Source organism: Agromyces sp. H17E-10 (assembly GCF_022919715.1).
Lineage (GTDB): Bacteria > Actinomycetota > Actinomycetes > Actinomycetales > Microbacteriaceae > Agromyces.
The window spans coordinates 2,590,649-2,602,845 of sequence record NZ_CP095042.1 but is presented as its reverse complement, the minus strand read 5'-3'; the positions used below and the strand labels follow the sequence as shown (position 1 = coordinate 2,602,845).

Below are 12,197 nucleotides of genomic sequence, written 5' to 3'. Positions count from 1 at the left end.
TCATGAACCGACGCACCCGCATCAGGCTCGCCGGCGCCGCCGCCTCGGCCCTCGCGCTCGTCCTCGTGCCGACCGCGGCGAACGCCGCAGGATCGGGCGGCGTCACGGGCGCCGCCTTCTACGTCGACGGCATCCAGTACCGCACGGTCGCGACGCCCAACAACCTGTCGGGCACCGGCGCCCCGACCCACTCGTTCGACGTGATCTACGACTTCGGCGGCGCCCAGCCGAACGTCGCCACGGCCGCCCCCGGCGACCGCGACTTCAACGGCGGACGCTGGATGGTGCACGCCCTCGGGTTCCCCGACGGCTACGCCGCCGCGCTCGCGATCGGCGACGCCGACGGTGACGGCGTGATCGACTCGGACACCGAGCTCATGACCGCGCTCGACGCGGGTGCCGCGGTCGACCTCGGGGTGGTCAAGTCGTTCACGTGCCCGGTGATCCCCCTGCACGGGTGAGGCGCGGTCGCGCCGCCCGGGCGTCGGCGCGCCCGGGCGGCGCAGACTCAGAGCAGCCCGCGCCGGGCGAGACCGCGGTAGAGCTCGTCGATGCCGAGGGTCCAGGGCGCGACGGTCTCGGCGTGGCGCACCCGGTTCACGAGGGCGCCGAGCTTCGGTTCGCGGATCGTGACGACGTCGTCGAGCTTGTGGGTGAAGCCGTGGCCGGCCTCGTCGCGCTCCTGGATGGGCGCGAACAGCGTGCCGAGGTAGAGCACGAACCCGTCGGGATACTGGTGGTGGCTGCCGACCGTCTGGGCGACGAGGTCGACGGGGTCGCGGCTGATGCGCTCGAGCGGGCTCGTCGCCTCGAGGCGGAACCCGTCGGCGCCCTCGACCTCGAGGGTCACGACCGCGCGCCGCACATCGTCGATGCCGTACCCGCCGTCGAAGAGCCGAATGAAGGGGCCGACCGCGGCCGACGCGTTGTTGTCCTTCGCCTTGCCGAGCAGCAGCGCCGACCGGCCCTCGATGTCGCGCAGGTTCACGTCGTTGCCGAGCGTCGCGCCCACGATGCGCCCGTCGGCGGCGACGACGAGCACGAGCTCGGGCTCGGGGTTGTTCCACACCGACTTCGACAGCACGCCGACGTCGGCGCCCGACCCCACGGTCGAGAGCACGGGCGCCTTCGTGAACACCTCGGCGTCGGGCCCGATGCCCACCTCGAGGTACTGGCTCCACAGGCCCTGCTCGATGAGCAGCTGCTTGAGGGCGGATGCCTCGGCCGAACCGGGCACGAGGTCGTCGAGCGATCCCCCGATCGTCGCGAGCACCTCGTCGCGCACGTCGGCGGCGGAGTCGGCGGCCCCGCGGGCGCGCTCCTCGATGATGCGCTCGATCATCGACACCGGGAAGGTGACGCCGGCCGCCTTCACGACGTGCAGGTCGATCGGCGAGAGCAGCCAGGGCCGGCCCGGGTCGCGCACGTCGTCGGGGGTGTTCGCGACGATCTCGGCGAGCGTGCCGAGCACGGGTCCGTGGGCCGCGGCGAGGGCCGCGGCCGGGTCGGCCGACTCGGTGAGCGCGCGCATCGTGGCGAAGTGGCGGCTCACGTCGACGACGCCCTCGGCGCGGATCGCGACGACGCTCGGCCCGCCCGCGGCGGGGTCGAAGACTCGGCCCGCGAGCGTGCCGGCCGTGCCGTCGACCGGCAGCATCGCGGCGGCGTCGGCGGTGGGGTGGCTGTGCAGTCCGTTCGTCACAGGTTCGAGCATCCCAGTTATGGGCCCCGACCGCACAGCCTCACGCCTACGATCGGAGCATGACCGACGAGAGCCAGCCGTGGTGGCGCGACGACGGAACGGGCAGCATCGGCTTCGCCCGATTCTTCGCGTGGACCGGGCTCCTCCTCGGTGCGGGTGCCCTCGTGATCGCACTGTTCGCACCACTCGACGGGCAGGCGCTGCGCTGCGTGTGGACGGTCGGCTTCGGCTGCGCGGGCATCTGGGTCGCGGGCATGGGGCTCGCCCGGTACCGACGCGCCGGGGTACGACGGTCGTGGGTCGTGCGCACGGCGTTCGTGCTCGGCGGCCTCGCGGTGCTCGTCGCCGCCTACGCGTTCGTGGTGATCTGGCTCGCCTCGGCCGGCATCGATCTACCGGCGCCCGGGTACTGGCTCGCACCCCCGCCGCCGACGATCGAGGTGTAGCGCGGCTCCGGTGGTCGAGTAGGGAGCGGCTCCGGTGGTGAGGGTCGGCGCGCTATTCGACCGACGCGGTCGCGTCGAGCGCCGCGAGCACGCGCGTGACCGAGCCGCCGAGGTTCCATTCGTCGGCGAGCCGCTCGAGCGCCTCACGTCGCGCACCCGTCACCGGGTGCAGGTGCGCGTCGACCTCGGGCAGGTCGAGGTCGCGCACGACCTCGACGACGGTCGGGGCGACCGCGAGGTAGTCGGCGGCGGCCACGAGCTTCGTGCGCACCCCGGCCGCCATCTTCACCGCGGGATCGGCGGCGGCCGCGACGATGCCGTCGAGGTCGACGTACTGCTGGATGAGCCCTGCGGCGGTCTTCTCCCCCACACCGGCGACGCCGGGCAGCCCGTCGGAGTTGTCGCCGCGCAGGGTGGCGAAGTCGGCGTACTGCTCGGGCAGCACGCCGTACTTGCCGACCACCGTCGCGTCGGTCACGAGCTCGAGCTTCGACATGCCGCGCGCCGTGTTGATGACGCGAACGGATGCCGCGTCGTCGACGAGTTGGAACAGGTCGCGGTCGCCCGTGACGATGTCGACGGGCCGCCCGGCGCCGGTGGCGAGGGTGCCGATCACGTCGTCGGCCTCGTGCTCGGCGGCGCCGACGATCGGCACGCCGATGAGGCCGAGCACCTCGCGGATGAGCGGGATCTGCGCGACGAGTCCGGGCGGTGTCTCCTCGACGTCGACCCCGCCGGGCACCGCGCGCACGACCCGGTGCGCCTTGTACGTCGGGATGAGCTCGACCCGCCAGGCCGGGCGCCAGTCGTCGTCCCAGCAGGCGATGAGCTCGGTCGGACCGAAGTCGGTCGTGAGCCGGGAGATCATGTCGAGCAGCCCGCGCACCGCATTGACGGGCGTGCCGTCGGCCCGCTTGATCGAGTCGGGCACGCCGAAGAAGGCGCGGAAGTAGAGGGAGGCGGTGTCGAGCAAAAGCAACTTGTCGGAACTCTCGGGCATTGGTATCAGCCTTCCACCTCGGGGCCATCGATCGCGGCCTCACCGCAACCGAAGTCCAGATTGTTGATCAGAGACACCCAACCGGCCATGACCTGCTGTGCCTCCAGCACCAGAGTCACTCCCTGGCGCATCTCCCGAATGACCGGCCGAATCTCGCGGGAAAGACTTTCAAGTGCGGCCGCGTTCTCGAGCATCCGTTCGAGAGGTGAGAGGGCTGCGGCAGCGGAGGCAGAAAGCTGCCGTACCTGAGCAAAGAAGCGACAAAACTCGTCCCGGTTCTGTGGCTGGCTCGGCGCTGTCTCAATGATGGTTCGGACGCCAGCATCCATGTCGTGAAGCTTGAGCGTGAACTCTTCGCCCAGCTCCGCGAGTTCAGCCGCTGGAGACGCGAGTTCATTCGAGAGGTCACCGACAACCCGAAGGCGCCACACGAAAGGAGTCGTTCCCGACGGGACAGCCTCGAGCCGAGGTGTCTGGGCAGCGGTTATTTGGCCCACTCGCGCGATCTGCTCGGCAATATTGTTCGATGTGCTCGTTAGGGCGGGAAGTGACTCTTCATAGGACGCAAGGATGTCGAGCGTCCCGGGCGCGTCCAGTTCCTCGGCGACTTCGAGAGTCGCCTCGGTCGACTCGGGCGTCTCAGCAACCCTGTTCGCCGTCACAAGCCGCTGAGCCAAATCGTGGACTGTCCTTCGGTACGAGCCATCGGTCCGATCACTGAAACGCAGTTCACGCCAGTCGACCCACTGAAACGATCGCGCAAGTTCAACCAGCTCGTCCTCGCCCTCATCGAAGTACAGGTCCGCATACAGAACGGGCAGTAGCAGGGCACGCAAGCCAAGTTGGTCTGCACGTCGGGAGAAGGTCTGTAGCTCGGACCTGCAAGCTGCACTCGCGAAATAGCGGGGGGTGAGTACGGGAACGAAGAACGCGATTGCCGCCAGTGAGGTTTCTATCCGCTCGCGCCACTGCGCGCCCCACTCCAGCGAGTCCCGGTCGAGGAAGAGCTCGATTGACTCGCCGGTGAGCAGCTCAAATTGCGCTGCGATGTCCCGGCCAAGCTGGGCGATACGCCCGCCCTCCGCATCGTCGTCGGCGTGGACATATGACCAAAACCCGGAGAGCGTCAATTCACCCCTCCACGAGGCAGATCCTCCGGTGTGTGCTCGGAGGCGGTGTCGAGGAGCATCAAACGGTCGGCCACACCGCGATCATGGCACGGACCTCCGGCAGCGCGTAGCGCGAGCGGAGAGAATGGACTCCATGGGGATCAGCTCCACGCTCCGCGCCGCGAAGCGCCCGCCGCTGCTGCAGGTCGCGAAGGCGTCGGTCGCGACGATCGCCGCGTGGCTCGTGGCGGGCTGGCTGATCCCGGGTCAGTTGCCGGTGTTCGCCGCGATCGCCGCCCTGCTCGTGGTGCAGCCGAGCGTCAACCAGTCGTTCGGCAAGGCCATCGAACGCTCGGTGGGCGTCATCCTCGGCGTGCTCATCGCGACCGCGATCTCGCTCACGGTCGGCCAGTCGAGCTGGATCATCCTCGTCGCGATCGTCGTCGCCATGCTCGTCGCCTGGGCGCTCAAGATGACGCCCGCGACCTCGAACCAGGTCGCGATCAGCGCGATGCTCGTGCTCGCGCTCGGCTCCTCGTCGCCCGAGTACGCGATCGACCGCGTCATCGAGACGCTCATCGGCGCGGCGATCGGCTTCGTCGTCAACGTGGCGATCGTGCCGCCCGTCGCCGTGGCCCCCGCCCGCCGCGACCTCGCGTTGCTCGGCGGCGAGCTCGCGGCATCCCTCGACCGCCTCGCCGGCGCCCTCGAGACCCCGCAGTCCCCGCCCCAGCTGCAGCAGCTGATGGTGGAGGCGCGCCTCATGCGACCGATGCGGGATGCCGCGGACGCGGCGATCACGGCCGGCGAGGAGTCGCTCACCCTCAACCCCAGGCGTTCCGCCCACCGCACCGACCTCGGCGAGATGCGCACGCTGCTCGAGCGCCTGAGCCCGATCGTCACCCAGGTGATCGGCATGACCCGGGCCACGTTCGACCACTACGACCCGTCGCTCGCCGAGGAGCCCACCGTGCAGGCGATCGCCGAGCAGCTCCGGCGCGCGGCGCACGACGTGCGGCTCGCGGTGCACCTCGCCGACGTCGATCCCGAGCCGATGACGAGCGCGATCCCGGCGCTCACGGCGCCGCTCGTCGTCACGCCGCCGAAGTCGGGCCACTGGATCCTGATCGGGTCGCTCATGGAGGACCTGCGCCGCATCCGCGCCGAGCTCGTCGAGGAGTAGCTACCCGTGCGCGGCCGACTGCCCCGCGAAGACGTTGAGCACGATCACCCCGGCGATGATGAGCGCGATGCCGACGAGCTTCGGCACGGTCAGGCTCTCACCGAGGAAGATCACGCCGATCGCGACGATCGCGGCCGTGCCGACGCCCGACCAGATCGCGTAGACGATGCCGATCTCGAGCTCGCGCACGGCCTGCGCGAGCATCGCGAACGAGATGCCGTAGCCGACGAGCACGCCGATCGTCCACCAGAGCTTCGTGAACCCCTCGGTCTTGCCGATGAAGCTCGTCGCCGCGACCTCGAAGCCGATCGCGAGCGCCAGGTAGACCCATGCCATGCAGCCATGCTCGCACGCGCCCGACCGTGTCGCCCTACCGTCGCACCGGCACCGAGGAGCATGATGAGACCGTGGACGGATGGCCGATCGTCGGTCGCGATCACGAACTGGCCCGGATGGCGCGCCGGCTCGTCGAACCGCCCGCGTCGGGCTCGCGTCGCGGGGCGCTGCTCGTCGGCCCGCCGGGCGTCGGCAAGACCCGTCTCGCGCGCGAGCTGTACCGCATCGTGCGGCGGCACCGGCTCGGCGCGGTGTGGGCGACGGCGAGCCGCACCGCCCAGCACCAATCGCTCGGTGCGTTCGCCGCGTTCGCGCGCGACGGCGGCGAGACACTCGACCTGCTCGCACGGCTCGCCGCCGAGATCAGCCCGGGCGATCGGCCGACGGCGGTGTTCGTCGACGACGTGCATGCGCTCGACCCGATGTCCGCACTGCTCGTGCAGACCCTCGCACGACGGCCCAACACGAGCCTCGTGCTCACGGCGCGTACGCCCGCACCGCTGCCCGACGTCGTCGTCGAGCTGTGGAAGGACGACGTCGTCGAGCGGCTCGACGTCGCACCGCTCGACGAGGCCGGCACCGGTCGGCTCGCCTCGGCCATCCTCGAACGGCCGCTCGAGGCCGTCGCCGCGCATCGGCTGTGGGAGCGGAGTCGGGGCAACCCGCTGTACATCACGCACATCGCGAAGGACTGGCGCGAAGCACTCGACGCCGAGACCGCGGTCGCCGCATCCGACGGTGCGCCCCTCGCGGCTGCGGGCGCCCCCGGCGCTCCCAGGCCCGGCGACGATCCCACCGCGCGCACGCCGTTCGTGCCCGACCCGGCGAGTCCGCTGCCCTCCGAGCTCGGCGCGCTCATCGAGCAGACCCTCGTCGGTCTCGACGACACCTCGCTCGAGGTGCTCGACGCGGTGTCGCTGCTCGAGCCGTTCCCGCTCGCGGCGATCATCGAGGCCGTTCCCGACGCCGACATTCGCTTGCTCGACGACCTCGAGGCGCGCGGCGTCATCGAGGCGGCGATCGACGACCCTGGCCGTCTGATCACCCTGCGCCCGGCGCATCCCCTGTTCGCGGAGGCACGGCGTGCGGCGATGGGCCCGTTGCGGGCCGGCCGGCTCCGGGGGCGCATCCTCGACGCGGTCGAGCGCACGGGCGTCGATCTCGACGTCGTCGCCCGTGCGATGCTCAGCCTGCAGGCCGACGGCACAAGCGCACCGGGCGACGCCGGACTCCTGCTCGAGGCTGCCGCGGCCGCGTTCGCCCGGCTCGACCTCGACCTCACGGCACGGCTGGCGACCGCGTCCGCCGAGCAGGGCGGGCCGATCGCGGCGACGACGCTCGCCGCCTACGCATTGTCGTTGCGCAGCCGCAGCGACGAGGCATCCGCGTTGCTCTCGCCCCTGCTCGACGCGCCCGACCCGCCCGTCGACGCCCTCGTCGTCGACGCCGGCAACCGGTATTTCGTGCTCGGCGAGCCCGACGCCGCGATCGCCCGCACTGAGGCCGCGTTCGCCGCCGCAGCTGCCGAGGCCGACCGTGCCGAGCTCGCCGCGATGCTCGCCTGGCTGCACGCCTTCCACGCGAACCCCGGCCGGGCGCTCGCGCTCGCCGACGTCGCGTTCGACTACCCGGGGCGCACCGATCGTGCGACGGCGTTCGCGACCGTCGCCCGGGTGACGGCGCTCGGCTGCGCGGGCCGGAGCGACGGGATCGAGGTCGTGGCCGAGCCCGGCTACGTCGCCGCCCGCGGCGGCTACGACGCGGCCGTGCTGCGCACCGTGCTGCTCGACGCGCACCTGCTCGCGCTGCACCTGGCCGGCCGGATGCGGGAGGCCGCCGAGCTCGCCGACCGGGTGCTCGCGGCCGATCGCGACGCGCCGCCCCCGTTCGACGGCCGGTTGCTCAACCTCACCGGCCGCGCGCTCGTGCGGAGCGGCCGGATCACGGAGGCGCTCGCGACGCTGACCGCCGCGCAGGCCTCGATCGGCGACGACGACCGCACCGGCTGGTCGCCGCTCAACCTCACCGACCTCACCGAGGCTGCCGCGCTCGCCGGCGACCTCGATCGCGCCGCGCGCACGCTCGAACAGGCCCGCGCCGAATGGCTGCCCGCGTTCCGGTATCGCCGCCCGCAGTTCGAACGGGTCGCCGCCCTCGTCGACGCCGCCGCCGGTCGGGCCGCCGAGGCCGCGGCGGGCGCGATCGCGGCGGCCGAGCTCGCTCGTGACCAGGATGCTCCGGGGCTGGCGCTGCGCGCGCTGCACGATGCCGTCCGCCACGGCGCCCACGGGCTCGGCGAGCGCATCCGCGACGTCGCCGACGGGCTCGACGGACCGAGGGCGCGACTCGCGCCCCGGCACGCCGACGCCTGGGACCGCGGTGACGCCGCCGAACTCGACGAGCTCGCCCGGGCGTTCGAAGCCGACGGCGACCTCGTCTCCGCGACCGACGCTGCGGCCCAGGCCGCCGTGCACTGGGCGGCCGCCGGACGCGGCGGACGTGCCGCCGCGTCGAAACTACGGGTGCGCGGCATCGAGGCGACGACCGGCCGCCTGCACACCATCGCGATCGCGCGCGCGAGCCTGGGGCCGAACCTCAGCGAGCGCGAGGTCGAGATCGCCGCGCTCATCGCACGCGGACACTCCGACCGTGAGATCGCCGTTCGGCTGGGCCTGTCGACCCGTACCGTCGAGGCGCATGCGCACCGCATCTACGCGAAGCTCGGCGTCGAGGGGCGCGCCCAGCTCAGGGGGCTCGCCGACGGCGGCTGACGATCGCGACGGGCCGGCGCGCGACCGACCCCGCGGCGGACGGCACCGACTCGCGTGAGCCCCGATTTACGTACCCGACTACGTACGGCGTGCACCGGAGGCATCCGTAGCCTTGTCGGCGAGCACCTCGACGAGCCGGCTCCCCGTACGACCGTTGCCCGACGGTCGCGCCCCGCCGAGGATCGCCCGCACCTGAAGGAGTGCGCCATGCGGCAGCTTCTCGCCCCCGAGACCACGAGCGCAGAATTCGACTGGATCGACGCCCGCGTACCCGACCTCGCCTCGCTCACGGCCGGCGAACTCACCGTGCTGCGCGCCCTCGCCTGCGGTGCGTCGAACGCCGCGATCGCGACCGGGCTCTTCCTCTCCGAACGCACGGTCGAGTCGCACGTGCGCTCGATCTTCGCGAAGCTCGGCCTGCTGCGCTGCGCCGACGAGAACCGGCGGGTCATCGCCGCGGTCGTGTGGGCGCGGGCGGCCGCCTGAGCTCGCGTCGCGCCGTCTAGTCTCGTAGCGGAGCGGCGCGCAGACGTGTCGGCCGCCCAGGAAGGCCGACGATGACCGCTGCACCGACCGGATTCGATTTCTTCTCGGTGGGCGAACTGCCGGCGCCCGCGCTGCCGGCCGACGAGGTGCGCGCGATCGTCGCCGCCGAGTGGGGGCTCGAGGTCGAGCTCGAGTCGCTCGGCAGCCAGCAGGACCAGAACTTCCTCGCGTGGGATGCCGCGGCCCGAGTCGCACCCGATGCCGGCGTCGTCCTCGGGGCGGGCGCTGCGCTCGGCGCCGTGCTCGGCGCCGGAGCGCTGCCCGGCGCCGCGCCGATCGGCGTCGTGAAGATCACGAACCCCGCCTTCACCGCCGCCGAACTCGCCGCACAGGACGCGGCGGCCGAGCGCATCGCCGCGACCGGGCGCGTACGCGTCGCCACCACGACGATGGGCACCGACGGGCGCTCGCGTTCGGTCGTCGTCGACACGAGCGAGGGTCCGCTCGCCGTGCGACTGCTCGGGTTCCTCGACGGCGGCACCCTGACGGGCGACGCGTATCTCGCGCCGGGCGTCGTCGCCCGCATGGGCGAGCTCGCGGCGACGGCGAGCCTCGCGCTGGCCGACCTCGACCACCCGGGGCTCGACCGGGTGCTGCAGTGGGATCCGCGCTTCGCCGACCGCGTCGTCGAACTGCTCGCGCCGCACCACCCCGACCCGCACCGGCGCGAGCTCGTGATCGATGCAGCACGTGACGCCTGGCGCGCCGTGGCGAGCCTCGCCGACGAGCTGCCGCAGCAGGCCGTTCACCTCGACCTCACCGACGACAACGTCGTGTGCCGCCTCGACGGCGGCCGGCGTGTGCCCGACGGCATGATCGACTTCGGCGACGTCACCCGCAGCTGGGCGGTCGGCGAGCTCGCCATCACGATCTCGTCGGTGCTGCACCACGCGGGCGCCGAGCCCGCCTCGGTGCTGCCGGCCGTACGGGCCTTCCACGAGCTGCGCCCGCTCGCACCGGCCGAGATCGCCGCGCTCTGGCCGCTCGTCGTGCTGCGCGGCGCCGTGCTCGTCGTGAGCGGCGAGCACCAGGTGCAACTCGACGGCGACGCCAACGAGTACGCGCGCGCCGCACTCGACCGCGAGTGGCGCATCTTCGAGCAGGCGACCTCGGTGCCCGCCGACGTCATGACGGCGGTCATCGCGGATGCGCTCGGCGCGGAGACTCCGGAGGGCTCCACCGGTGGTCGAGTAGGCGCGCCAGCGCCGTATCGAGACCCCGCGACCGAGTTTCGAGAGCCGGACACGGGGTCTCGATACGCTCCTTCGTCGCTCCTCGACCACCGGAGTGCTTCGTCGCTCCTCGACCACCGGAGTGCGGTGCAGCTCGACGTGTCGGTGTTCGCCGAGACGGTCGACGGGGGTGCGTGGCTCGAGGGCGAGGCCCTCGAAGAGCGGCTCGCGCTCGACGCGCTCGACACCGGCGCACCCGCTGCCTGGTTGCCCCGCGGCATCCCACGCCTGACGGCGAGCCGCACGCTCTCGCCGGTGTCACCGGCGACCGTGCCCGTGGGCGTCGACGTCTGGTACGCCGCACCGCAGCGGCTCGAGGCGTCCGAGCACCTCGTCGTCGACGGCGCCACGCTCAGCGCTGACGGCGAGTGGGTGGTGCCCGCACGCACGCGGATCCGGGTGCGACTCGGCCGCGCCGACGCGCCGCACCTCGTTCGCCCCGAATACGCGGCGGGCTGGCTCGCGGCGACGCTCGACCCGGCGCCGATGCTGGGGCTCGGGGGTCTCGATACGCTCGCTGGCGCTCGCTACTCGACCACCGGTGGGGCGGGCGCTCCTCAAGCCGCGGCCGGGCTCGTCGAGCGGCGCAACGCCGCCTTCGCCGAGGTGCAGGAGCACTACTACGACGCGCCCCCGCAGATCGAGCGCGGCTGGCGCGAGCACCTCGCCGACACCGACGCCCGCGTCTACCTCGACATGGTCAACAACGTGACGCCGCTCGGGCACGGGCACGTCGGCCTCGCGGATGCCGTGCACCGGCAGCTCCGCCGCCTCAACACGAACTCGCGCTTCAACTACGAGGCCGTCGTCGAGTTTTCGGAGCGGCTCGCGTCGCTCCTGCCCGACCCGCTCGACACCGTGTTCCTCGTGAACTCGGGGTCCGAGGCCGCCGACCTCGCGATCCGCGTGGCGCTGGCGGCGACCGGTCGCCGCGACGTCGTGAGCGTGCTCGAGGCCTACCACGGCTGGACCTACGGCTCCGACGCCGTCTCGACGTCGACGGCCGACAATCCGAATGCGCTCGAGACGCGCCCCGACTGGGTGCACGCGGTCGAAGCGCCGAACTCCTTCCGCGGCAGATATCGAGGGGCGGATGCCTCGCGCTACGCGCCCGAGGCCGCGGCGCGCATCCGTGAACTGGCCGCGTCGGGCAAGCCGCCGGCCGCGTTCATGGCGGAGACCTTCTACGGAAACGCCGGCGGCATCCCGCTGCCCGACGGGTACCTCGCCGAGGTGTACGCGGCGGTGCGCGAGACCGGCGGGCTCGCGATCGCCGACGAGGTGCAGGCCGGCTACGGGCGACTCGGCGAGTGGTTCTGGGGCTTCGAGCAGCAGGGCGTCGTGCCCGACGTCGTCGCCGTCGCGAAGGCGATGGGCAACGGCTACCCGCTCGGCGCGGTCATCACGACGCGCGAGATCGCGGCGCGGTTCCGCACCCAGGGGTACTTCTTCTCGTCGACGGGCGGAAGCCCCGCGTCGTCGATCGCCGGGCTCACGGTGCTCGACGCCTACGAGCAGATGGGCCTGCAGCGGAACGCGGCCACGACAGGCGCGTACCTGAAGTCGATGCTCGAGGAGCTCGCCGAGCGGCATCCCCTCATCGGAGCCGTGCACGGGCTCGGGCTCTACCTCGGCGTCGAGTTCGTGCGCGATCGCGAGACCCTCGAACCCGCGACGGCGGAGACGCGCGCGATCTGCGACCGGCTGCTCGAGCTCGGCGTCGTCATGCAGCCGACCGGCGATCACCAGAACGTGCTGAAGACGAAGCCGCCGCTCTGCGTCGAGACCGAGTCGGCCGAGTTCTTCGTCGAGATGCTCGACCGAGTGCTCGGCGAGGGGTGGTAGCCGCTCGGTGGTCGAGTAGCGACAACG

The 12,197-nt window shown here is 72.2% G+C and carries 10 protein-coding genes; 6 read left to right on the top strand and 4 right to left on the bottom strand.

The features are described 5' to 3' along the window. The first annotated feature begins 2 nt into the window (after positions 1-2). Positions 3-461, top strand: a complete 459-nt coding sequence (locus MUN74_RS11795) for a hypothetical protein (protein WP_244852364.1) — start codon at positions 3-5, stop codon at positions 459-461. A gap of 47 nt (positions 462-508) precedes the next feature. On the opposite strand, the gene MUN74_RS11790 is transcribed toward MUN74_RS11795, so the two are convergent. Then, positions 509-1,702, bottom strand: coding sequence for a fumarylacetoacetate hydrolase family protein (locus tag MUN74_RS11790; RefSeq protein WP_244852363.1), 1,194 nt, complete (start codon positions 1,700-1,702; stop codon positions 509-511). 59 nt (positions 1,703-1,761) lie between these two features. On the opposite strand from MUN74_RS11790, the gene MUN74_RS11785 reads away from it, so the two are divergent. Then, a complete protein-coding gene (locus MUN74_RS11785; protein ID WP_244852361.1) occupies positions 1,762-2,148 on the top strand; it encodes a hypothetical protein in 387 nt (128 codons plus the stop codon). Positions 2,149-2,200: 52 nt separating this feature from the next. Here MUN74_RS11785 and MUN74_RS11780 read toward each other — a convergent pair whose 3' ends face one another. Together MUN74_RS11780 and MUN74_RS11775 are read right to left on the bottom strand one after the other, a co-directional pair. Beyond that, positions 2,201-3,148 carry a 5'-3' exonuclease gene (locus MUN74_RS11780; protein ID WP_244852359.1) on the bottom strand — a complete coding sequence of 316 codons (948 nt, stop codon included), beginning with the start codon at positions 3,146-3,148 and terminating at the stop codon, positions 2,201-2,203. A 5-nt stretch (positions 3,149-3,153) separates the two neighbouring features. Beyond that, positions 3,154-4,278: a toll/interleukin-1 receptor domain-containing protein gene (locus MUN74_RS11775; RefSeq protein ID WP_244852357.1), complete on the bottom strand. Its 1,125-nt coding sequence runs from the start codon at positions 4,276-4,278 to the stop codon at positions 3,154-3,156. 133 nt (positions 4,279-4,411) lie between these two features. Between MUN74_RS11775 and MUN74_RS11770 the strand changes: the two genes are divergently transcribed. Further along, on the top strand, positions 4,412-5,440 hold the full coding sequence (locus MUN74_RS11770; protein WP_244852356.1) for an FUSC family protein: 1,029 nt from the start codon (positions 4,412-4,414) through the stop codon (positions 5,438-5,440). On the opposite strand, the gene MUN74_RS11765 is transcribed toward MUN74_RS11770, so the two are convergent. After that, positions 5,441-5,776, bottom strand: a complete 336-nt coding sequence (locus MUN74_RS11765) for a DMT family transporter (RefSeq protein WP_244852354.1) — start codon at positions 5,774-5,776, stop codon at positions 5,441-5,443. It abuts the gene before it with no gap. A 71-nt stretch (positions 5,777-5,847) separates the two neighbouring features. Between MUN74_RS11765 and MUN74_RS11760 the strand changes: the two genes are divergently transcribed. The 3 genes from MUN74_RS11760 to MUN74_RS11750 all read left to right on the top strand — a co-directional run bounded on the left by MUN74_RS11760 (position 5,848) and on the right by MUN74_RS11750 (position 12,170). Then, positions 5,848-8,547, top strand: a complete 2,700-nt coding sequence (locus MUN74_RS11760; protein WP_244852352.1) for a helix-turn-helix transcriptional regulator — start codon at positions 5,848-5,850, stop codon at positions 8,545-8,547. Positions 8,548-8,754: 207 nt separating this feature from the next. Then, complete coding sequence (locus tag MUN74_RS11755; RefSeq protein WP_244852351.1) at positions 8,755-9,033, top strand: helix-turn-helix domain-containing protein; 279 nt, start codon at positions 8,755-8,757, stop codon at positions 9,031-9,033. Positions 9,034-9,104: 71 nt separating this feature from the next. Beyond that, a complete protein-coding gene (locus MUN74_RS11750; RefSeq protein ID WP_244852349.1) occupies positions 9,105-12,170 on the top strand; it encodes an aminotransferase class III-fold pyridoxal phosphate-dependent enzyme in 3,066 nt (1,021 codons plus the stop codon). Positions 12,171-12,197 lie beyond the last annotated feature (27 nt).